At 69.7% G+C, this 21,808-nt stretch carries 21 protein-coding genes and 2 pseudogenes; 11 read left to right on the top strand and 12 right to left on the bottom strand.

The annotated features are described in order from the left end of the window. Positions 1-47: 47 nt before the first annotated feature. Together AB852_RS11900 and AB852_RS11895 are read right to left on the bottom strand one after the other, a co-directional pair. A complete protein-coding gene (locus tag AB852_RS11900; protein ID WP_143201217.1) occupies positions 48-1,487 on the bottom strand; it encodes a condensation domain-containing protein in 1,440 nt (479 codons plus the stop codon). Between the two features lie 9 nt (positions 1,488-1,496). Further along, on the bottom strand, positions 1,497-1,868 hold the full coding sequence (locus AB852_RS11895) for an ectoine synthase (protein ID WP_245876756.1): 372 nt from the start codon (positions 1,866-1,868) through the stop codon (positions 1,497-1,499). Positions 1,869-2,075: 207 nt separating this feature from the next. Between AB852_RS11895 and AB852_RS11890 the strand changes: the two genes are divergently transcribed. The 3 genes from AB852_RS11890 (at position 2,076) to AB852_RS11880 (ending at position 7,025) form a co-directional block, all read left to right on the top strand. Next, a complete protein-coding gene (locus AB852_RS11890) occupies positions 2,076-3,179 on the top strand; it encodes a sugar phosphate nucleotidyltransferase (RefSeq protein ID WP_073786818.1) in 1,104 nt (367 codons plus the stop codon). Further along, positions 3,176-4,690, top strand: coding sequence for a class I adenylate-forming enzyme family protein (locus tag AB852_RS11885; protein WP_073786815.1), 1,515 nt, complete (start codon positions 3,176-3,178; stop codon positions 4,688-4,690). Before AB852_RS11890 ends, AB852_RS11885 begins: the two co-directional genes overlap by 4 nt. A 1,342-nt stretch (positions 4,691-6,032) precedes the next feature. Next, the gene (locus AB852_RS11880; protein WP_073786813.1) at positions 6,033-7,025 is read left to right on the top strand and encodes a fatty acid desaturase family protein; all 993 of its coding nucleotides are present in this window, start codon (positions 6,033-6,035) and stop codon (positions 7,023-7,025) included. A gap of 87 nt (positions 7,026-7,112) precedes the next feature. On the opposite strand, the gene AB852_RS11875 is transcribed toward AB852_RS11880, so the two are convergent. After that, a complete protein-coding gene (locus AB852_RS11875; RefSeq protein ID WP_073786811.1) occupies positions 7,113-8,033 on the bottom strand; it encodes an isopenicillin N synthase family dioxygenase in 921 nt (306 codons plus the stop codon). Between the two features lie 225 nt (positions 8,034-8,258). Between AB852_RS11875 and AB852_RS11870 the strand changes: the two genes are divergently transcribed. The 4 genes from AB852_RS11870 (at position 8,259) to AB852_RS11855 (ending at position 11,779) form a co-directional block, all read left to right on the top strand. Next, positions 8,259-9,218 carry an ABC transporter ATP-binding protein gene (locus AB852_RS11870; RefSeq protein WP_245876726.1) on the top strand — a complete coding sequence of 320 codons (960 nt, stop codon included), beginning with the start codon at positions 8,259-8,261 and terminating at the stop codon, positions 9,216-9,218. 2 nt (positions 9,219-9,220) lie between these two features. After that, positions 9,221-9,979: an ABC transporter permease gene (locus AB852_RS11865; RefSeq protein WP_073786807.1), complete on the top strand. Its 759-nt coding sequence runs from the start codon at positions 9,221-9,223 to the stop codon at positions 9,977-9,979. A 10-nt stretch (positions 9,980-9,989) separates the two neighbouring features. Then, the gene (locus AB852_RS11860) at positions 9,990-10,793 is read left to right on the top strand and encodes an ABC transporter permease (RefSeq protein ID WP_073786805.1); all 804 of its coding nucleotides are present in this window, start codon (positions 9,990-9,992) and stop codon (positions 10,791-10,793) included. A gap of 242 nt (positions 10,794-11,035) precedes the next feature. After that, positions 11,036-11,779, top strand: coding sequence for a class I SAM-dependent methyltransferase (locus AB852_RS11855; RefSeq protein ID WP_073786803.1), 744 nt, complete (start codon positions 11,036-11,038; stop codon positions 11,777-11,779). Between the two features lie 211 nt (positions 11,780-11,990). On the opposite strand, the gene AB852_RS11850 is transcribed toward AB852_RS11855, so the two are convergent. The 3 genes from AB852_RS11850 to AB852_RS11840 form a co-directional block, all read right to left on the bottom strand. Beyond that, positions 11,991-12,266, bottom strand: a complete 276-nt coding sequence (locus AB852_RS11850; RefSeq protein WP_073786801.1) for a hypothetical protein — start codon at positions 12,264-12,266, stop codon at positions 11,991-11,993. A gap of 283 nt (positions 12,267-12,549) precedes the next feature. Next, positions 12,550-13,290, bottom strand: coding sequence for a class I SAM-dependent DNA methyltransferase (locus AB852_RS11845; RefSeq protein ID WP_073786799.1), 741 nt, complete (start codon positions 13,288-13,290; stop codon positions 12,550-12,552). Between the two features lie 59 nt (positions 13,291-13,349). After that, on the bottom strand, positions 13,350-13,697 hold the full coding sequence (locus AB852_RS11840; RefSeq protein ID WP_073786797.1) for a VOC family protein: 348 nt from the start codon (positions 13,695-13,697) through the stop codon (positions 13,350-13,352). A 210-nt stretch (positions 13,698-13,907) separates the two neighbouring features. Here AB852_RS11840 and AB852_RS11835 point away from each other — a divergent pair, with 210 nt between their 5' ends. Beyond that, a complete protein-coding gene (locus tag AB852_RS11835) occupies positions 13,908-14,666 on the top strand; it encodes an SDR family NAD(P)-dependent oxidoreductase (protein ID WP_073787748.1) in 759 nt (252 codons plus the stop codon). A gap of 53 nt (positions 14,667-14,719) precedes the next feature. On the opposite strand, the pseudogene AB852_RS11830 reads toward AB852_RS11835, so the two are convergent. Further along, positions 14,720-15,092 (bottom strand): annotated as a pseudogene (locus tag AB852_RS11830) (Tn3 family transposase); the annotation flags it as partial. 318 nt (positions 15,093-15,410) lie between these two features. After that, on the bottom strand, positions 15,411-17,348 hold the full coding sequence (locus AB852_RS11820) for an AfsR/SARP family transcriptional regulator (protein WP_073787746.1): 1,938 nt from the start codon (positions 17,346-17,348) through the stop codon (positions 15,411-15,413). Between the two features lie 137 nt (positions 17,349-17,485). On the opposite strand from AB852_RS11820, the gene AB852_RS11815 reads away from it, so the two are divergent. Then, entirely contained in the window at positions 17,486-18,364 is an 879-nt protein-coding gene (locus tag AB852_RS11815; protein ID WP_073786795.1) for an alpha/beta fold hydrolase, read from the top strand. A gap of 5 nt (positions 18,365-18,369) precedes the next feature. Here the strand turns inward: AB852_RS11815 and AB852_RS11810 are convergent, their stop codons facing one another. Beyond that, the gene (locus AB852_RS11810) at positions 18,370-18,606 is read right to left on the bottom strand and encodes a hypothetical protein (RefSeq protein WP_073786793.1); all 237 of its coding nucleotides are present in this window, start codon (positions 18,604-18,606) and stop codon (positions 18,370-18,372) included. Positions 18,607-19,092: 486 nt separating this feature from the next. Here AB852_RS11810 and AB852_RS11805 point away from each other — a divergent pair, with 486 nt between their 5' ends. After that, positions 19,093-19,479, top strand: a complete 387-nt coding sequence (locus AB852_RS11805) for a nuclear transport factor 2 family protein (RefSeq protein ID WP_073786791.1) — start codon at positions 19,093-19,095, stop codon at positions 19,477-19,479. A gap of 260 nt (positions 19,480-19,739) precedes the next feature. Here the strand turns inward: AB852_RS11805 and AB852_RS39690 are convergent, their stop codons facing one another. Then, the gene (locus AB852_RS39690) at positions 19,740-19,997 is read right to left on the bottom strand and encodes a hypothetical protein (protein WP_073786789.1); all 258 of its coding nucleotides are present in this window, start codon (positions 19,995-19,997) and stop codon (positions 19,740-19,742) included. A gap of 51 nt (positions 19,998-20,048) precedes the next feature. On the opposite strand from AB852_RS39690, the pseudogene tpg reads away from it, so the two are divergent. Further along, a pseudogene (gene tpg / locus AB852_RS40685) lies at positions 20,049-20,401 on the top strand (telomere-protecting terminal protein Tpg); the annotation flags it as partial. 145 nt (positions 20,402-20,546) lie between these two features. On the opposite strand, the gene AB852_RS11795 reads toward tpg, so the two are convergent. Both AB852_RS11795 and AB852_RS11790 read right to left on the bottom strand, forming a co-directional pair. Further along, complete coding sequence (locus tag AB852_RS11795) at positions 20,547-20,918, bottom strand: MerR family transcriptional regulator (RefSeq protein WP_218623251.1); 372 nt, start codon at positions 20,916-20,918, stop codon at positions 20,547-20,549. A gap of 26 nt (positions 20,919-20,944) precedes the next feature. Then, positions 20,945-21,712, bottom strand: coding sequence for an SDR family NAD(P)-dependent oxidoreductase (locus AB852_RS11790; RefSeq protein ID WP_073786785.1), 768 nt, complete (start codon positions 21,710-21,712; stop codon positions 20,945-20,947). Between the last annotated feature and the right edge of the window lie 96 nt (positions 21,713-21,808).

The raw sequence follows: 21,808 nt of genomic DNA, 5'->3' as shown, positions 1-21,808 counted from the left end.
GCCGGTCCGCCCCCGACGGCTCCCGAGGGGGAGCCGGCCGGCTCCCGCTACGCATGGAGACGAGGTGAGCGCCAGGTGCCGTCCGCCACGGCCGCCCCGGCGACCGCGGCGCAGTCCGCGAGCGACATCTCGTCCGCGACGAGGGACACGAGCAGCCGTTCGACGGCATGGAGGAAGGCCCGTACGTCGTCCGGGGACAGCACCTGGGGCTGCGCGCCGAGGACGAGCCGGACGCGGTCGGGCACGTCGTCGTGGACCACCAGGAAGAACCGCTCCGCCTCGTGGAGGTCGTCGTCCTCGATCGTGCTCAAGGCCATGGCCGCACGGATCTCCGCCGGTGTCGCGGGACTCGCCCCCGGCCGGTCCTCCCGGACGGCCCGTGCGTCGTTGAAGCAGCACGACAGATCGATGTGCTCGCCGCGTGCGCGCTCGTGCCCCTGGACGACACGCTCGGCCTGGTCGGGGTCGTACAGACCGTTGGCGTACGCCCGCATCGCCGCGACACGCGCCGAGCGAACCACATCGGCGACGGTCTCCCCGCTCAGGTCGACGGTCACGGGCACCTCCTGATGCAGATTGGACACCGTGCCGCGCAGTACTCCCTCGGTGCGGTTGGCCGCGAGGAGCCGCAGCCCGCACCGCCGAAGACCGCCGCGCCGCCCCAGGAGCACCGACACCACGGCGAGCAGCACCGCCGAGCTGCCGGCCCGGTAGCGCTCGGCGAGCACCGGCAGCGCCAGCGCGACCGCCCGTGACTCCAGGACAGCGCTGTGGAAGGGCGGCAGAGCGGATTCCGGCACCGTGGCCGCACCGGGGAACATCGTCGCGGGCATCCCCGCCAGCTGTTCGTCCCAGTAGCGACCGGCACGTGCCAGCAGACGCAGGCCCCGCTCGGAGCCCTCGAACGCCGCCTGTTCCAGGGGCTGCCGGAACTCGGGCGGCGGATCGGCGGCGCGGCCCTCCGCGCGGGCGGCCGACAGCCGTGCGATCTCCGCTTCGAAAACCCGCAGCCCCATCAGGTCCGCCGCCATATGGGAAACACAGAGGGCGACCTGGACCGGTTCGCCGTCCCGGCACACGATCGCGGCCCGGAACGGCAGATCCACGGCGTGGTCGAACGCGACGCGACGGGTGTCCTCGCCCCACGCGTCGATGACACGCCACACATCCGTCTCGTCGGCGGCCTTCAGGGTCCCGACCGTGAAGGACCCCGACCGGATCACCCGCTGGCGCAGCCCGCCGTCCCCGCCGACCTGGTAGACCGTACGCAACGACTCATGGCGGCCGACCAGTTCGCCCAGCACCTCGCGCACATCGGACAGCGTGCCGCCGGGCGGCAGAGCGGCCCAGTGGATCTGGTTGTAGAACGCGGAGTCCGGCATCCGCTGCTGGATCAGATTCCACATATGCCGTTGCGCGCATGTCGCCGGACCGGCGGCGAACCGCCCGCCGGTGAAGGCCACTTCACACTGGATCGTTTCAGCCACGGCCGTCCCCTAGTAACTCGAATGCACACCGGGCGTGAGCAGGTGTGTCTCCGATCCGTGCAAGGCCGGCGAGAAGACGCACATCAGCGTCATACCGTGCTGCGAGCGCAGCACATGCGGTTCACCGACACCGGGGGCGTACAGCGTTCCGGGCTTTATCTCGAAAACGCCGTCCTCCGTCTCCACGGAACCGGATCCGCTCACGCAATAGCAGACCTCTTGGTGGTTGTCGTACCGCAGATACGACTCGCTGCCGGGCTGTACATATGTCTCGGTCAGGCTGAACCCCAAATTATCCGCCTGAACGAGAAGTCGTCTGCTCGTCCCGTTACCCCAGTCCACGTCGCATTCGCTTCCCACGACTTCTTCAACCGAGCGCACCAGCAAGGTTCACCTGCCCAGGATTTGGATTTTCTGCGAGGGTCGGCGTCGAGTCTATGGAATGCGGTACGAGTAAATCCACGGACTCTACGGGCATGGCCACCTGGCTAGGCCTGCCGGGGCGGCCGTTTGAGCCTTCCCCCAACCGGGTCCCGCCTCTGAGGCTTGATCCCGCCGCGATGCCGATGGCGGCACAGGGAGGCTCTCGTGCGAGCGATCATCCTGACCGGAGGGAAGGGGACACGCCTCCGGCCATACACCGAAAACCGGCCCAAAGGTCTGCTCCAGCTGAGTCGGTACTCCATCCTCGAAGTCATCATCCGCAGGCTCCGAGGCGCCGGATTCAGCCATATCACCTTGTGTGTCTCCCACTTGGCGGACCAGATCAGGGCCGAGTTCGGCGACGGGGCGACGCTCGGCGTCCGCATCGACTACAGCACCGACCCGCGGCCCCTGGGGACCGCGGCGCCACTGGCCCAGGTCGCGGACTTCAACGAGCCGGCGCTGGTCATGAACGGCGACGTCCTGACCGCGCTCGACTTCGCCGAGCTCTACCGGGTGCACAAGGACAGCGGGGGAGTGCTGACCGTCGCGTCGTTCCGCCGCCCCATGCCGATAGGTTTCGGCGTCCTCGACATCCGGGGCGACCAGGTGGCCGGGATATGGGAGAAGCCGACGCTGCATCTCGATATCTCCGCGGGAATCTATGTGGCCGATCCGGCCGTACTCGAAGCGATTACCCCGGGGAAAGTCGTCGACATGCCCGACCTGGTGGGATCGATGATGGAAAGCGGCCGCCGGGTCCACGCCTATTCCTTCAGCGACCGATGGCATGACATCGGAACGCCCGAAAGGTACGAAGAGGCGCAACGCTGCTTCGCGGAGAACCCGGACCTGTATCTGCGCAACACCAGGACCCCGGACCGGAGCACACCCGAGGACCGTCCCGAAGGGGCGAGGCCACCGGAGCTCCGCCTGTACCCCAGCGACACATCGAGAGAGGCGAACGGGTCTGTGACGAACGACGATCCCGCGACGAACGACGTGCCTTCGCAGATCGCCCAGGACATGGGAACGGTTCTGGAGTGCCGGCCCCTGGGCCCCGCGGACGACTTCTTCCTCCTCGGCGGTGACTCGCTGCGTGCCGTCGAGCTGATCGCGCGGCTCACCGAGCGCTTCGAACCCGACGACGCCGTGGCGGCCGACCGGCTCCACGCCGAGCTGCTGCTCGCGGTCTTCGACGACGCCAGCCCGGACGCCCTGGCCGATGTCGTCCGGTCGCATCACGCGGCAAGCCGGTCGGGCCGATGACCCACGGCGAGTCACCCCGTCCGGCCGGGGGTTCCTCCGCGGCCCCCACCCTGACCGGCTGTCTGCGCGCCGGGGCCGAACGCGCCCCGGACGCGGTGGCCATCAGCACCCGGGGCAGCGCCGCTTGGCAGGACATGACCTTCGCGGAACTCCACGATGCCGCCCTGACCGCGGCGGCGAACGCGACCGCCTGGGAACGCCCGGCGGGACCGGTGGTCGTCCTGGTGGACAACACGCCGACCTGCGTCGCGACCATGCTGGGGCTGTTCCTCGCCGGGGCCGACACCCTGCTCGTGGAACGCGAGAACTCGCACCTGATGGAGGCCCGCTCGGTCATCCACCGGCTGCCGCCGGCGGGTCTCGTCGGCCCGTCCGACATCTCGCCCGTTCCCGGTCTCGCGCACCGCACGTTCGACGAGCTGGTGAGCGTCCCCGCCCCGTCGGGCACCGTGGTGCGACGGGAGGACCCCGCGACCGCGGTCCTTCAGCTCACCTCCGGCAGCACGGGAGAACCCCGCATCACCCGGCAGACACTCGGCAACACGCTCACCGGCGGTGCCCTGTACCGGGACATCCACCGGATCACCGCCGCCGACACGGTGCTGGCCATGGTGCCGCTGGCGCATTCCTTCGGCCTGGTGGGCGCGTTGGCGACGGCGCTGGTCTCCGGCGCCGGACTGCGGACCATGACCCGGTTCCGGCCCGGTGTGGTGCTGGAGGCCCTCGACGCGGGCAGCACGGTACTCCTGGGCACACCGCTGGTGTATCAGCTGATGACCCCCGTGCTGCCACGGACCGGACCGCGCGGGAAGGTACGGGTCGCCCTGTCCTCCGGCGGCCCCTTGACGAGCGACTCGGCGAAGGCCGCCGCCGCCCGGCTCGGAGTCCCCGTGCACCAGGTGTACGGCAGCACGGAGACCGGCCTGATCGCCTGCCGGCACGACCGCGACGAACCGTGGCCGGAGGACAGCGCCGGGGTCATGGCCCCGGGCGTCGACTGGCGGGTGCGGACCGGCTGCTCCCGCACGGCCGCCCACGGACGCGGCCATCTGCTGGTGCGCACCTCGACGATGTTCGAGGGCTACGAGGACGGCGGCGGCCCACCGTCGATGGAGGACGGCTACCTGGCCTGCGGAGACCTCACCGAGGTGGACGAGGACGGTCATGTCTTCGTCGTCGGACGCAAGGACGCGTTCGTGAACGTCGGCGGGCGCAAGGTCAGTCCACGGCGGGTCGAGAACGTGGTCGCCGAACATCCCGGGGTCAGCGAGGTGCTGGTGTTCGGAGCACCCAGCCGGACCGGGGAGGAGGAGGTCCACGCGGCCCTGGTGCTCCGTCCGGACAACGACGCCGCGGATGTCCTCACCTTCTGCCGGGCCCGCCTGATGCCCTACGAGGTGCCGCACCGGGTGCACGTCCTCACCGCGCTGCCACGCACCGGCATGGGCAAGATCGACCGGCACCGGCTCCGGGAGACCGTGACGGCCGGCAAGGGGACGGCCACCGGCTGACCACGACGGTCGTCGGCCGGCACTCCTCCGGCCGACGACCCGCCGGAGGACACCCGGGACAACGGCCGGGGCCGCCCGCCCACGGGCGTTGCTCACGGGCGTTGTTCACGACGCGGGCCATATACGAAACCGCGCGCGCCGGGGAGAGCGGATATCGAGCGCCTGGAATCATCGGTGGCCGCCCACATGCGGATGACCGGCGGAACCGCATTCATCCGGCCGCCTGTCGCCGATCTCTTTGCCATGGGCAATACCCTTGCCGCGTGCACGGGAGCTCACGTAAGGAGTTCGGGCGAGATCTGCGTGTTCCCGATGGGTCACCGAGGAATCGGAATCCCGGGCCCGTGGAGCAAGCATGGGCGTCGGTACCGACCCGACGTCTTTTTCACGGGTGACGCGAGAGTGATTCGTTGACGAATTTCCGCGTGCCGAATCCGCTGCGCCATGGCGGCGAGGTGTGTCAACGCCCGCGGGCGACATCCGACGACGCCGCGTGCGAGCGTGCCCGGGGAGCGATGTCCGCGACCTCAGGACCACCCCGAAGCGCCGGGCGTCGGGCCCGGGAGGAGTCGCCCCCTTGCGGGGGCTGTCTTGTTTCCGCTGGTCGATGCCTTGCCAAGGCAGCCCAGCCCGGCGGCCCTCACCACGAGCCGCCCGGTGTTCGCGCCGCCTTCGAGCCTCCCGTACGCCCCGGATCGTGCGACCCGGGAAGCGGGTCCGGGAAGCGGACCCTGGTGGAGCGCGACGCCAGGAATTCACCGGCAAGAGGCGCTGGTCCGAGCGCCGGGGGCCCGGCGGGCGGGCCGAAGGCGGATGGGGGGTGTTGTTTCAGTTTCGAAATCTGTAGTTTGCGAGTGAGGCCGAAACGCGGACGCGGTGTTCGGAGGACGATTTGACGGTGGGCACGGCGCAACGGAGCGCCGATGGGCGTTTCGTGAGGGAGGCCCGCGGACCGTCGAGCGGATTCCGCGATCGTGTCGCGATACGCGGCGTCGATTCCAGTGCGGGCGAACCGGATCTGTCCGGTCGGCCCGGGACGGGAAAGCGACGCATACGCGGATGCTGAGACGTCTCAGCCGCAAGGCCCCTTTTGGTCGTGACTGGAACGAGTGACGGGTGACCCGTTATGGACGAAGCCTTTGCCGTCGATCTCCCGCCGGGCAAGGGGCTTCGTGGACGACAGTCGCGCCAGATCCCTCTCCCGGGCGCCCCGATGACGCACCGGGCCCGCCCCGGCCGGTATCGCCGTCCGGGTCACCACGCTCGTGTCCTCCTGGCTGAGGACACGGCCTGAACCATGGCCTCCGCCATGCGCTGCCTCGACCCTCTTGGAGGTTCAGGAATGACGATCTCGCAGGAGAACGTCCACCCCGACCGGAACGATGTCTTCTCCTCCGCCGAACTGCGCGAACTGACCCGCCGCTCCAGCGCGCTGGCCATGCGCCGCGCGTCGGTGCACGTCCTGCTGTACGCGATCGCCGTGACAGGTGCTTTCGTCATCGACACCTGGTGGGCCACCGGGCTCAGCTGGGTGCTGGCCGGCTTCGTGGTCGCGTCGCTGCACAATGTGCTGCACTGCGCCTCGCACGGCACGTTCATGAACACATTCCGCGGGAATCAGCTCGCCGGACGGGTCGCCGGCACGTTCCTCGGTATGAACAGTGCCTTGTACCGGGTGTTCCATATGCATCACCACCGCAATACCCACACCGTCGAGGACCCGGAACCCGACGGCACCATCACCACTCTGGGCCAGTACGTCATGGCCATGCTGAACCTGGAGTACTTCCTGGGGTTTCTCCGGATGTCGGCGGCCTCGCTGTGGCACCGGTATCCCTACTTCGTCACCAGCGACCGGGCCCGCTCCGCCATCCAGCGTGACACCTGGATTCTCCTGGTGTGGATTCTCTCGATGACCGTCCTGACGGTCTTGTGGCCCATGGTGATGCTCACCCTGTACATCATGCCGACAGCCGTCGCCTGGATCGTGAACAATTTCGCCATCATGCCCGAGCACTACTACGCGGAGCGGTCCGACAACCCCTGGCGCAACACCAATTCGGTCTACACGCGGAGCAAGTGGTTCGGCTTCCTCAACTGGAACACGAACTACCACGCCGAGCACCACCTCTATCCCGGGATTCCCGCCTGGAATCTGCACGAGATCTCGAAGCGGGTGCGTGAACATCTCGCCTGCACCGAGACCTCCTACATCCGCTTCCACATCCGCGTGCTGTCCGATGTGCTCAGCGGCCGGGCGAAAGCGGACGCCCCCGAGCTGACCGAGGGCCGGGCGACGAGCTTCTACTACCCGCTGGAGAAGGCCGCCAAGTGATTCCGGCGGTACGGACCGGCCCAGGTCCGGACGGAGGTCCGGCCGACCCGACGGGTCGGCCGGACCTCCGTCCGCCTGCCGGGGGCGCTAGTCGGCGGTGATGGCGTTCAGCCGCTCGCGCAGGAATTCGTGCGCGTCGACACCCCGCACGTCCGTCCCCATGTCGCAGTCGTAGAAGTAGGCCAGCGACATCAGCTCCTCGCTGGGCAGGTCCACCGGCGGCGGCAGCACCCGGTGTCTGCCGGCCCGCCAGCGGTTGTCCACCCAACGGGCCATCAGATCCCCGATGTTCATGGTCAACGCGTCGGGGTCGTAGGGCGCGTCCTCCCAGCCGCCCTCGTCGGTGTGGACCTGTAGACCGCCGACTCCCAGCTGGCGGTCCAGCAGGGTCACGGTCCCGAAGTCCGTGTGCGGGCCGATCCGGAACTGCCCCGGCGCCGCGGGTCCGACCCGGTCCACGCCCGGGTACCAGTTGATGTTGAAGCCCCAGGTCGCCCGCTGGGTATGGGCCGTGAAGTGGTCCACCCCTTCGCCCAGCGCCACCCCGAGCACTTCCAGCACCCTGTTGGACACCTCGCGCATCTGGTCGAGGTACTTCTCCACCAGAGGCTGCAACCCGGGTGCCTCGTCGGGCCACACGTTCGGCCCGAACCACTCGTCGTCGATCGCGGGGTCACCTGTCGGATCGTTCGAGGCGAACGAGTACGACTCCTTGAGGTCCGGCGGGCCGTCCCCGCCCTCCGCGTACGCGTTGGCCTCGGCCTCGGGCCCCAGCCACCCGCGTCCGCCCACCTGCACCGCGTACGCCTGCTTGGCCGCCCGCGGGAGGTGGAAGAACTTCCGTGCCGCCGCGCGGATCTCCGCTCGTGGCCCGGCTCCGATACCGTGGCCCGTCACCAGGAGGAATCCCGCTGTACGCAGGGCCTCGTCAACCGTCTCGCCGATCGCGCGGCGGGATTCAGCACCGCCGTCGGCCCATAATTCGAGGTCAATGGTGGGAATTCGCATGGACACACTGTATGACCCGGTTCACCGGCCGAACAAGTAGGCCGTCACGATGTTGAATTCGCCGCCGTGACGCAGCGCTGAAATCCCGGGTGAACGCCTGTCGGCCTGCCCGCTCCGGGGCCGCTGAACCCCTGCGCCGGTGTGGACTGTTGTTTCGGGTCTGAAATCTGTAGGTTGCCGGTGAGGCCCGCCGCACAGGTGCGGGATTTTTCGGAGGACAGCGTGATGAATAGCGGACCCATGGGCGGTGATGGCCGGGCTGGTCGCACCCTGGTGCGGGCCCGGAACCTGGTGAAACGCTTCGGCGATTTCACCGCGGTCGACGGCATTGAATTCGACTTACACGGAGGGGAGACCTTTGGCCTGCTGGGGCCCAACGGTGCCGGGAAAACCACGACCATGCGGATGCTGAGCTGTGTCAGCGCGCCCTCCGGCGGCGAACTGCGAATCCTCGACCGCGATCCGGCGCGGGAGCAGACCCGTATCCGCGAACGGCTGGGAATCTGCCCCCAGGCGGACAATCTCGATCTCGATCTGACAGTCGTCGAGAACATCACGACATACGCGCGGTATTTCGGCATGTCCCGGGGACGGGCCCGCGCCAGGGCGGCGGAGCTGCTGGAGTTCGCACGGCTGGAGGACCGGGCCGGGGACCGGGTGCAGTCCCTCTCCGGAGGGATGAAGCGGCGGCTCACCATCGCACGGTCGCTGGCGAACGAGCCCGACATCGTCCTGCTGGACGAGCCCACGACCGGGCTGGACCCCCAGGCCCGGCACCTGCTGTGGGAACGGCTGTTCCGGCTCAAGCAACGCGGCACGACCCTGGTGATCAGCACGCACTACATGGAAGAGGCGGAGCAGCTGTGCGACCGCCTCGTGATCATGGACGGCGGCCGGATCGCCGCCGAAGGGTCACCGCGCGCGTTGATCGAGACCCATTCGAGCCCCGAGGTGGTCGAGTTGCGCTTCGGCTACGACGCGGCCGACACCTACGCGGGAAAGCTCGACGGCATCGGCGACCGCGTCGACCCGCTGGCGGACCGTGTCCTGGTCTACGCGCGTGACGGCGACGCGGTGGTCAACGAGGTCCACCGCCGCGGTCTCCAGCCGGCGAGTGTGCTCGTGCGCCGGTCCACGCTCGAAGACGTCTTTCTCCGGCTCACCGGCCGAGCTCTGGTGGAGTAGTGATGGTTCAGCCTTCGGTCGCCGTACTCGAACGGCACATGCTTCTGTACCGCCGGCTCTGGAAAGCGTCGGTGTTCTCCTTCTTCGCCCTGCCCTATCTGTTCCTGGTGAGCATCGGCGCGGGGGTGGGCGGATACGTCGGCGAGGTCGACGGGTTCGCCTACCTGGACTGGATCGCGCCGGGCATCCTGGCCGCGACGGTCTACCAGATCGCGGCCAACGAATCGACGTACGGTGTCTACACCGACTTCGAGTGGGTCGGCGGCTTCCACACCATGCGCGGCACACGGGTGTCGATCCGGGACATGATCGCCGGTTGGCTCATGTACGTGCTGGTCATGGTGACAATGGCCGTCGTCGCCTTCCTGGCCATCGCGTGGGTGTTCGGCACGCTGCATTCACCATGGGTGTGGACCGTGCCCCTGATCTGCGCCTTGCTCGCGCTGGGCGCCGCGGGACCGACCATGGCGTTCGCCGCGTGCATCCGCAACGACGGATACTTCGAACTGCTGACCCGCTTCGTCGTCATCCCCACCACACTGTTCGCCGGCGTCTTCTTCCCCGTCAGTGAACTCCCCGAGGGCTTCCGTCAGCTCGCCTACGCGTCACCGCTGTGGCACGGCGTCGAGTTGTCCCGCGGCGCCATGCTGGGGACATCACCCGCCTGGCCGGTGGCCTGGCACATCGGATACCTGCTGCTCTGGGCTGTGGCGGGCTGGATCTGTGCCGAGGTGGCATTCCGCCGTCGGCTCGCAAGCTGAGGGAGTCGCGATGCTCACGAACGCGATCGCCGGTCGCTTCTCCGCAACCCGGTCCGCCGCGGTGGTGAAACGCAACGCGCGGGCCATGCAGACCGGGCCCTCGGCCTGGCTTCTCGTCCTGGCCGGCCTGGTCGAGCCACTGTTCTATCTGCTGTCCATCGGTCTGGGGGTCGGCAGCCTGATCTCGAAGGACATCGTCTACCGGGGGCACGAGGTCTCCTACCCCGACTTCGTCGCTCCCGCGATGCTCGCCACCTCGGCGATGACGGCGGCGTTCTCGACCACGACCTTCGCCTTCTTCGCCAAACTGCGGCAGTCCAAGGTCTACGAGGCGGTCCTTGTCACGCCCGTCCGCCCCCGTGAGGTCGCCGTCGCCGAAGTGGTGTGGAGCGCCATTCGCGGGACGGTGTACTGCGGTCTCTTCCTGATCGCCATGGTGCTGCTGGACACCGTCTCGGTCGGCTGGGCGCTGCTCGCCTTCCCCGCGTCCGTCCTGGCGGTGGTCGCGTTCGCCGCGATCGGCCTGGCGGCCAGCACACTGATGCGCGGATGGCACGACTTCGACGCCCTCACCACGGCCCAGATGGCGCTGTTCCTGTTCTCCGGCACCTTCTCGCCAGCCGAGGACTACCCGGTCCCGGCGCAGATCCTGGTGGAACTCACGCCGCTGTACCACGCGGTCGAACTGATCCGCCGTATCTGCATCGGTGACCTGGCACCACAGTTGCTCTGGAACGCGGGCTACTTGGTGGCCGCCACCGGCCTGTGTCTGGTGTTCGCCGCCCGTCGTATCCACACCATCGTGTACGACTGAGCCGGCCGCGGCGCACCACGGGTACGCCGACCGGTCACCGACACGGGACGTGCGTCCGCCCACCGGCGGACGCACGTCCCGTGTGCCGCGCCCTCACGAAGTGGGCCTGCTTGTACGCCACTTGCCTCCGGCGCCGCGGTGGCTTCCGTACGTGAGGCTCGCCGCCCGGAGGACGCTGGCGCAAGCCCGTCACCTCACCTACGGGCGGTGCCGGGACCTGGCCCGGTTCGCATACTGAGCGCATGGCCACCTACGACTCATTCGGTGCGACGTACGCCCATACACGTCGGCCCGATCCACGAATCGCCGCACAGATCCACGCCGCGCTCGGGGACGTCACCGACGTGATCAACGTCGGCGCCGGCGCCGGGTCCTACGAACCAGCACGCACCACGCTCGCGGTCGAACCGAGCCAGGTGATGATCGCCCAACGCCCGCCCGGACTCGCGCCCGCCGTCCAGGCCGTAGCGGAACGCCTGCCGCTGCGGGACGGCGCCGCCGACGCCGTGATGGCCCTGCTCACCGTCCACCACTGGAGCGACCTGGCCGCCGGGATCAGCGAACTGCGCCGGGTCGCCCGTAGCCGTGTCGTCATCCTGACGTGGGACCAGCGCGTCTTCCGGGAGCGGTTCTGGCTGCTCTCCGACTATCTGCCCGAGGCCGCCGCGTTCGAGGACACCCGCGCCGCCCCGACCGACCGACTGGCCGACCTGCTCGGAGGAGCGCGTCAGGAACCCGTCCTCATCCCGCACGACTGCGTGGACGGATTCGCCGCGGCCTACTGGCGCCGCCCCCACGCCTATCTCGACCCGGGGGTACGTGCGGGAATCTCGCTGCTCACCCAAGCCGACGAGGACACCGTCGCACCCGGTCTGGCCCGCCTCGCGAACGACCTGGAGACAGGCACCTGGCACGCTCAGCACGGCGAGCTGCTCACGCTCGACACCATCGATGTCGGCTACCGCCTGATCATCGCCGACAACTGACCCCGAAGGCGTCCGCGCCGTAACAGTGGGCGTGATGCGGGGAGTTCGTCCGAGAGACGGCATGCCCGGTTGGACTGCTGTCGCCTCGTCAGGGCGGCAGCAGTCCATCGTCACGGCAGGGCACACCGGGCAGCGGCACGACCCGGCGGCTGACGTCGTCCGGCCGTGGGTGCTGTGTGCCGGAGGGGCCGCGACCGGTGCTTCCGGGATGTCAGGGGCGCCAGATGGCCAGGTCGTACCGCTGGGTGGCCGCGTTCAAGGAGCAGGTGTAGTGGGACGCGCCGCCCCACCGGACGAACCAGTCGCCCGCGATGTTGCACTCGCCCCGGGAGGCGTAGTCGCCTCGGGGCACCCAGCTCGTCGGGCCGACCGCCGACTGCGCCGCGGCGGTTTGAGGGGCGGCCTGGGCCGTCGAAGCGGTCATGAGTCCGGCACCGGCCACGGCCGCCACGATGGCCACACTGGCGAACACCTTGCGAACAGACATGAGGTTGAGCCCTCCGTTGTCGTCCTCGCCGCCGGGGTCCCTGCCCTGGTGGCGAGAAGAACACTGTCCCCGGGCACCGAACGAATCAACAGGAAGCGCATGTTCCATGCTTGATTGGCTGATATGCGGATGATCCGGCCGATAATGTGCGTGTGAGGTGAAGGGGTGGGGTGCTTCTCGGGTGTCCGGCCTTGCCCTAGCCATCACAGCCGTCATGACGGCAGGCCGGGGGCGTTCGGTTCCGGATAGGTCCGGACCAATTCGGGCGGCGCTTGGCCCGTGATCAGGCCGGCTTGCGCCATACGGAGATGTGCTTGGCCGAATCCTGGGTGAACGGCGCTCCGTCCCAGTCCGCGACACGGCGTTCCGGTTCGAGCCCGGCGATACGTGCCATCAGGTCCAGCTCCGCCGGCCAGGCGTACCGGTGGCGGGAGTTGTCGCGGCGGTAACGGCCGTCCTCGCCTTCACGGGTGAAGTGGTGCGAGACCAGGATCTGCTCGACGAGGTCGAAGGTGTCGAAGCCGAGATGCCGCTCGGACACGTCGAACGGCACCGCTACCTGGCCGGGCGGCAGAGACCGCAGGGGCGGTACACCCAGCTCGATGACGAACCGGCCGCCGGGTTCCAGATGGCGCGCGGCGTTGCGGAAGCACTCGACCTGCTCGTCCTGTGTCAGCAGGTTCGTGATGGTGTTGTAGACGAGATAGACCAGGGTGAACCCACCCGGGACGACGGTGGTGGCCATGTCCCCGACGAACACGGGGAGGGTGTCCTCGTCCACCTTGCGCCGTAGCACCGCCGTCATGTGCTCGGAGAGTTCGATGCCCACCACCGGTACGCCGCGTTCCCGGAGGGGAACGCCCACGCGTCCCGTCCCGATCGCGAATTCCAGCGCTCGGCCGTCCCCGGCGAGCTCCGCCAGGAACGCGAGGGCGGGTTGAAGAGCGGCAGGCGAGGAGGTTTCGGCCTCGTCCGTGTCGTAGCGGTCGGCGGTCGCGCGGTTCCACAGTTCGCTGCTGGTCACGGGCGGCCACTTTGCCGTGTGCCGAGTGGCGCTGTCGAAGCATTTTTCCGCGTCGGCCGTCAGCGGTGGCCCAGTACGTTGACCACCCGTCCGCTGGGGTCGCGGACGAAGAACCGCCGTACTCCCCACTCCTCGTCCTGCAAGGGATGCACGATCTCCGCGCCGCTCGCCCGCATGACCGCGTACGCCGCGTCGATGTCGTCCACCTCGACGCTCATGTCCGGCGTGACGGGCGCGGTCTTGTCGTCGGTCATGACGCTGATCTGCGCCGCTGGGGCGGACGGGGACGCGAGCGTCATGATCCAGCCGTGGTTCATGACCTCCTCGAAGCCCAGCAGGCCGTAGAACTCCTTGCTCTCCCGCGCGGCCTCCGACCGGATGTTGGGCACGACACGACGAACGGCCATCGACGACTCCAGACCAAGAACGAACACGGCTCTGTTTCCCCCAGAAGTACTACGGCGCGTCCGCCGCCGCACGTGACTTCGCCGTAGGCACAGCTCGTTCGATGCGGGAAGGCCGGTGTCCGGACCGTGCTCGCCCGTAAGGCGCGCGGTGGCGACGGAACGGCCCCGGTGGGTGCACCTACCTGGTGCCGTGTGATGAGGGAGCAGCTGATGACAGCCGACAGGATCGCTTTGGTGACCGGTGCGAACCGTGGTCTGGGCCGGAGTACGGCTATCGCGCTGGCGGCGCGCGGGGTGCGGGTCGTGGTCACTCATCGCGGTGATGTGGCCGGGGCCGAGGAGACGGCGCAGCACGTGCACGCTGCGGGTGGGACGGCCGCTGTCGTGCGTCTCGATATCAGCGACATCTCCTCCTTCGGAGCCTTCACTTCCGAGGTGAGCGCACTGCTGGGGCGCTGGGGGGCTTCGCGGCTCGATATCGTGGTCAACAACGCGGGGGTTGGTGTCTTCGGTCCGCTGGAAGCTGTCACGGCCGACGACTTCGACACGGCGTTCGGAACGAACGTGCGGGGCACGTTCTTCCTCATCCAGTCGCTTGTGCCGATGCTGGCGCCGGGCGCCCGGGTCATCAACGTCTCCTCGTCATTGACTCGCCACACCAGTCCCGCGACCTCGGTCTATTCCGCCTCGAAGGCCGCCGTCGAGGCTCTGAGCCGCACTCTTGCCGCAGAACTCGGCCCCCGAGGTATCCGGGTCAACTCCATTGCCCCGGGGCCGACCGCCACCGACTTCAACGGCGGTGCCATGCGGGATGACGCCGGTGTGCGCCAGGGTCTGGCCGGGCAGACCGCGCTCGGCCGCGTCGGCGAACCCGAGGAGATCGGCGACGCCGTCGCCACGCTGGCGTCCGAGGGCCTGCGCTGGATGACCGCCCAGCGCATCGAGGTCTCCGGCGGCGCCCTCCTCTGACCGACCGGGCGCGCCTGTCCCGGGCCACAGGCAACGGCGCGCCGGATACATTCCGCGCCCGTCTCGTCTTCATCCAGCTCGGTCGCGTCCGGGTCGCGCAGCGGGCGCAGGACGCCGACGGCCGGGACACCGACGGCCGGGACACCGACGGTGAAGCTGTAGCGGCCGAGCAGGTTCAGGTTGCGGTGCTTGAGCGGGGAGAGCCGGGGCGATGTCCTCGTCCCGCAGCTCGTGGCCCTCGGCGCGGAGCTGGACGACGGCGGCGTCGACGTAGCGGGTGGTCCAGAGCACGATGGCGTTGAGGACCAGGCCGAGCGCGCCGAGCTGGTCCGCCATCCCGTCGCGGTACGCCTGGTGGATGGTGCCGCGTTTGCCGTGGCACACGTCGCGGGCGAGCTTGGGGCGTGATTCCCGCACGGTGAGCTGCCCTCGACACCGCGTACCTGGCTTCTGAGATCGCGCTGTTCCTGGTGGCGGCCGGGATGACGGACGCGACGGTGTCGCCGGGGAGGAGGTACCGCTCCGTCTTGAGGAATCCGTGCGCGCATGCGAACCGCAGGCCGTCCTTGTTGGAGGACAGGACGACGATCTCGATGATCTCGGCGCCCAGCTCCCGTGCCCGATTGCGCCCGCGCGTAGAGCGCCGCGCCGAATCGCTGCCCGGTGAGTGCTGAGCACCCGGGTGGTCACCGTCGCGGTCCGCATGGGGCGGGCATGGGGGGCGGGTTTCGCGGACGGCGTGGGTCATTTCTTGTCGGTGCAGGCCTCCGCCTCTGCCAGGTACCGTGCCACCGGCCCCAGAGTCAGCATCCCGCTCGCGCCGCCCGCGTGTTCGGTGCGGGCGGCGCGCAGGGCTGTTGCCGCGCGGTCGGCGGCCGGGCGTTCGCCGAGGCGGGCCGCGGCGAGGGCGGTCAGGCACCAGAGTGCCTCCTGCATGTGATCAAGGGGTGGCTCGGGCGTCATGGCCAGGGCGGTACGGGCCTCCTCGTGCTGGTTGCGGGCGAGCAGCACCAAGGGGAGTGCCCAGGGGTGGTACGGGCCCCAGTCGAGGGCGGGATCGGTGGGCGCGGGACGGTCGTGCAGGAGGCGTAGGCCCAGGAGGGCGAAGGCGAACAGGCCGCGGTGCAGCCCCGGCATGCCCGCTGTCTCGGCGAGGGCGTGTTCGGCGGCGCGGTACCGCGCCGCGGCTGTGGCGGCGGTCGGCCCGCCCGGTTCGGTGCTGCGGGCGGCCGTGACCCGGGCCCGGAACCAGCCGGTGAGTACGGGGACGAGAGAGGCCTCGGTGCTGACGGCGAGGTGCTCGGCGGCCTCGGCGTGTCCGGAAGCGGTGTCGAGGTCGCCGAGAGCGGAGGCGGACTGCATGCGGATGAGGTGGCCGAGCACGACGAAGTCCGGCAGCTCGTGCCGGGTGGCCAGGTCGAGGATCTCGGTGCCGATCAGGTCCCGTGCCGTCGCGAGGCCGGGCCGGGTGAAGGACTGGAGGAACACGCCGTTGAGGGCGAACACCAGCAGGGCGGGATCGCCCAGCTCCCGGGCCAGCGCCTCGGCCTCGCGCGCCGCCTGCCCGGCGCGTCCGCGTTCGGTGGCGGGCAGATCGGCGCTGCGGCTCTCGACCGCGACGGTGGCCAGCAGGCGGGCGCGGAGTCCGGCGGGGCCGCCGGTGCCGAGCGCGGTGAGCGTACGCTCGGCCGCCGTGACGACGGCGCGGGACTGCTCGGGGTCGTCGGCCCGGCTCCAGAGGGCGGGCACGTCGTAGGCGCCGATGACGCGGGCGGTCAGAGCGGTGTCTCCGGTGCGCTCCGCCGCCTGGACGGCGGCCAGGCGGTCGCGCCGCGAGTGGACGAGGGCGTGACCACCCGCCAGGGCCAGGGTCCGGGCCAGTTCGACGGTGGTACGCGGGCCGAGTCGTACGCCTGCGGTCCACACAGTGTGTGAAGGCTGGAGGGTCGCAGCTCCGCGGAGAATGTCGGTCTCCAAACGCTGGAGGTCGGCACCGGGATCGAGCCCGAGTTGGTCCGCGAGCATTTCGCGGGCGCGGCGCAGGGTGGCCAGTGCGTCTGCCTGACGGCCTGCCCGGTGCAGTGCGCGGGCCAGCAGCCCCCAGGCCGACTCACGCCAGGGGTGCTCGGTGACGTGGGCCCCCAGTTCGGCGACCAGTTCGGCTCCTGAACCGGAGTCGAGGAGGAGGCGGGCCCGCAGTTCCACCCCCTCCAGCCTCAGCTCCTCCAGCCGGGTTCGCTCGCGCTGAGCCCACACGGAACCGGTCACGTCGGCGTAGGCAAGGCCGCGCCAGGCCGCGAGGGCCGCGTCCAGGCCGGTCAGCCCGGCGGGGGTGCGCCGGGCGCGGACCAGGGCGTCCTCGAACCGGTGGACGTCCACGCTGTCGCGCGGCAGGCGCAGCGCGTAGCCGGGGCCTTCCGTGACGAGGACGCGCGGCGGGGTGCGGGGCGGCCGGCCGGGTTCGATGGCACGGCGCAGCGCGGCGACGAACGTACGCAGCGCACCCACGGCCCGCACCGGGGGCTCGGTCCACAGGTCGTTCACGAGGGTGTCGGTGGGGACCATCCGTCCCCCGGCGGCGACAAGCCGGGCGAGTACCTCGCGGTGGCGGGGTCCGCCCAGGTCGACCGGGGTGCCGTCGTCGTGGAGGGCACGCACGGCACCGAGTACGTCGATTCGCATGCCCTCCATCTTGCGGGCCGCGGGTCGGCGGCGTCGCAGCGTACTGATCGGCTGCTGATCGCCGTCACCCACGCTGATTCCGTCACCCCCCGGACCAACGCGTTCGCCGGTCCACCGACCCCAGGAAGGGGCCTTTCATGACTCTCACCATCCCCGGTTTCGACCACGTCCGTCTGCCTGGCGCCGACGGAGTGGAGCTGGCCGCAGCCGTCGGCGGCCATGGCAGCCCGGTCGTGCTGCTGCACGGCTTCCCCCAGACCCACCTGATGTGGCGGCACGTCGCCGAACGGCTCGCCGGCGAGCACACGGTGATCTGTCCCGACCTGCGCGGCTACGGCGCCAGCGACAAGCCGGTGAGCACCGGCCCTGAGGTGTACTCCAAGCGCACCATGGCCGCCGATGTCGTCGCCTTGGCGGCGGCGCTCGGCCATGAGCGCTTCGCCCTGGTCGGCCACGACCGAGGCGCTCTGGTCGCCTTCCGGGCGGGACTGGACCATCCCGAGGTCCTCTCGCACCTGGGCATCCTCGACGTCGTGCCGACCCTGGACATGTGGAACGTCCTGCACGGTGTCCCGGCGGCGGTCGGGTACCACCTGTTCCTCATGGCGCAGCCACCGGGCCTGCCGGAGACGATGATCGCCAACAGTGCCGACGCCTTCTTCGGCTCCTTCCTCGACGCCTGGGCCAGGGACCCGGCCGCCATGCCGGAACCGGTCAGGTCCACGTACCTGCGGGCGAGCGCCGAGGCCGTGCCGTCGATCGTCGCGGACTACCGGGCCTCGGCGGGCATCGACGTCACACACGACCAGGCGGACCAGGACGCAGGTTCCCAGCTGGCCATGCCGGTGACGGTCGTCCAGCAGGACTGGGGCGCGCGACTGGGCTACGACGCCGCCACGGTCTGGCGCGCGTGGGCACCGGACCTCGACCACCGACTGACCGGCGCGGGGCACTTCATGGCCGAGGAAGCGCCCGACGAGATCACCGAAGCGATCCGCGACCTGCTGCTCCGCTGAGCCCTTCATCCGGGCCACGGGAGGCGGCGGGCGAGCCCCACGTTCCCGGCCACCGGACGGCCCAGCGACCCGGTGGCCGGTGAACCGCCCGCCTGCCTGCGGCCCTGGGCGCTGCCCGGCAGCACCCGGCGCCGCTCACCAGGGCGGAGGCCGCCCGCGACGTCCTGGTCCAGCGCGGCGACCACCACGCCACTGCGGTCGACGGCTGGCTGGCCCAAGCCCTCGCCGACCGCTCCGGCCACAACGCCGACCCGACCGCCCGCGAGGCCGCGGTCGCCCGCCTGCCGGAGACCGTCACGGCGCGCGCCGAGCTCCTGGCCGCGCTCGCCGCGACCGGCGCCCCGGTCCGCGACGACGAGATGCCGTTCGCCGGGCTCCTGGCGGGGGCAGACCCGGACGCGGTAATCCGTTCCTCCCAGGGTGAGCTGAGAGGTCCCCCCTGTTTTGCCTGCTCAAAGCGCTTCCCGGAACCTGGCAGTTGGGAGCAACCGGGGCCGGGGTGCCTCTCCGGTTGTCGCGCTGACGCAGAGTCGTCCTCTGAGCTCGACCGGTCGACAAGTGATCTTGACGACCATCGGGGTTCTGTCACTTGATCTTGACCGGGTGGCGGGGGAGGCCCGCGGCTGTTGCCGCGATGGCCTACGGCGACGCGGGCTGGGGAGGGCGGGGCTGGCCGAGATTGCGTGAAACGAGGGCACGTAGAGTGATCACCCTGATACTTTCCGATCATGTCAGACTTCAACAGCATCGCCAGCGCGTTCGCTGGTCACTACTACACAACCTTCGACAACTACGAAGCGAGGGACGGCCTCGCGAGTCTCTACCGGCCGGAGTCGATGCTCACCTGGGAAGGCAGCCAGCTTCAGGGGGCGAGCAGCATCGTCGAGCAGCTCAAGAAGCCTGAACTGAAGGTCGTCAAGCACCAGATCGCCTCGCAGGACTCGCAGCCGGCACCGGGCAACGGTGTCCTGGTCACCGTGACCGGCAGCCTCGCCATCGACAACGCCTTCGACAAACCCATGCTCTTCACCGAGACGTTCAACCTGGCCCCGATCCCCGGGCAGCCCGGCGGCTTCTTCATCTACAACCAGATCTTCCGCCTCGTCTTCGGCTGAGCCGACCGGGCCCGGGTGCCGACCGCAACGAGCCGGGGCACCCGGCCCCGCTCCACATGGTGTGCAGGAACAATCGCCATCGGTCGGGGCAGGCTTGAGCAGCATTCGACGGGTCAGTGGCGTCGGCGTAGGGGCTTGGCTGCGTTCACGAGGACTCGTCCCGCTTGCAAGTCTCGGCAAGCGCGACCACAGTCAGCACTTGGTCGAGCACGTGTCTGCTCGCGGCGGAGAAGTCCCGAGCAGGGGTTGGTCAGCACCAGTCACCGGTGGGTGCCCGAGCGCAGGATGTGGCTCGCGTCGGTGTCCGGGCCCTCGTTGGGCGAGGGGATGTGACCGTCGACGAACCTGCCGTGCCGGGTGCAGGTCCAGTGTGTCCCGGTGGCGCACGGGCCGCAGGCGATCGTCCCGGTCATCGCCGGGTACCGGCGCTGCCATGCGGCGTCCAGCAGATGGGCGTCCCCGGCGAGCGGGATGTTCCTGGCGCACAGGCAGCACCGGATGCGGAACGGGACAGACACGGGCGGGCTCCTCGCCGACGCGATGTAACCGGCTCATGTTCCACTTGCGGACGCCTCAAGGGGGAGCTCAACAAGCGATGGCAGCCCCAGGTGCGGGCGAAGGCGACGAAGAACGCCGCCACCACCGGCGGCATCATCATCATCGAGACCCGGGCCCCGCATCGGCTACACCGCAGCCCCCGGCACCACCGAGGAATCCCGCATCCGGCACATCACCCAGGCCCTGCCGCCCGAGTACGCGGGCCGGCTCTTCGCCGCCCAGGAGCAGGGCGCGAGCGAGGGCACGCTCCCAGCAGATCGCCGCCGAGGCGCTCCAGGAGCGCTATTTCAAGGACGGCGGGCGCCGCGCGGCCGGACTCCTGGTGGAGCTCAAGGACATGGACCACATGAAATTCGACCTCTGACCTGGTCAGGTACAGCGAGGACCCGAACCGGCCGGATGAGTCGAGGCACGGCAGTTGCCACCACGTCAGGCTTGTTGTCCCTTTGAGTGGCCGTTGAGCGCGTAACGAAGCCGGGTTCCTCCGGCTTGTGCGACGAGGCGGGTGGTCAGGCTACTGGGCGGATTCGGCCACCGGTTGCCCGTCGCAATGCGGTTTCCAGCCGGTCGCGGGTCTCGGTCTGGGCGGCGATCCGTTGGTTGAGGATCGCCAGCCGTTCCAGCGCGACCCGCAGGCCCCTGTCCGAGGGCGGTGCCGCAACCACATCGCCATCCAGACACGGCAGGAAAACCCGCACGTCGTCCAGGGTGAGCCCGGCGGCCAGCAGATGGCGGATGTTGCGGACTCGCACTACGGCCCGCTCGTCGTAGACACGGTAGCCGTTGGAGGCCCGTTCGGAAGAGATCATCCCGGCCTGCTCGTAGTGCCGCAGCGCACGAGCGGTCGTCCCGGTTGTCCTGGCCAGCTCACCGATCCGCACCCGCCCCACCTCCCGGGACACTCCTATCACGCCACGACCGCTCCGCCGTCGACCGGGAGTACCACTCCGGTGACGAACGACGCATTCGGGGCGGCAAGCTGGGTGATCGCCCAGGCCACATCCTCGGGGCGGCCGATCCGGGCCAGCGGGGTGTGCGCCAGCTGCCACTCCCGCACCGCGGCCATCCGCTCCGGCGTCAGGCCCTGGTGCTCGCCGATGGGGGTGTCGATCGCGCCGGGGGCGACGGCCACCACTCGGATCCCGCGGGGTGCCAGCTCGACCGCCCAACTGCGGGTCAGCAGCTCCAGAGCGGTCTTGGTCGCCGCATAGACCGAGCTGCCCGGCCAGGCTCGCTGCCCCACCGATGTACTGACATTGACGATCACCCCGCGTGACGCCTCCAGGAGCGGTAGCGCGGCCTGAGCCAGCAGTGTGGGGGCGACGAGATTGGTGGCGAGCTGAGTCTCGATCATCTCTGGCGTCAGCGTGCCGAGGGCACCGCTGCGCACGATGCCGGCGTTGTTGACCAGCACGTCCAGCCGGCCGTGTGTCTCCAGTACGTCCTGAAGAATCCGGCAGGGCTCGCCCTCGGCGGTGATATCGGCGGTCAGCGGTGTGATCTTGTCGTTCTCGGCAGCGGTCTCCTTGAGCGGCTCGACTCGCCGCCCGATCGCGACCACGTGGGCGCCCTCGGCGGCGAAGGCGCGGGCGGTGGCCCGGCCGATCCCGGTGCCGGCTCCGGTGACGACGACGATCCTGCTTGTCTGCGGTTCGGTGCTGTTCATGCCGGTCATCGTTCAACCCTGCCGCCAGCGGCAAGGTCAAGCAGCGCCTGACGGGCGATTGCTGTACTCCTGCCTCAGCTCGTTCTGGTGTCCGGTCGGCGTCCG

The sequence above is a fragment of the Streptomyces uncialis genome (assembly GCF_001905345.1).
Taxonomy (GTDB): domain Bacteria; phylum Actinomycetota; class Actinomycetes; order Streptomycetales; family Streptomycetaceae; genus Streptomyces; species Streptomyces uncialis.
The sequence above is the reverse complement of the archived record's forward strand: the minus strand, read 5'-3'. Positions and strand labels throughout refer to the sequence as shown.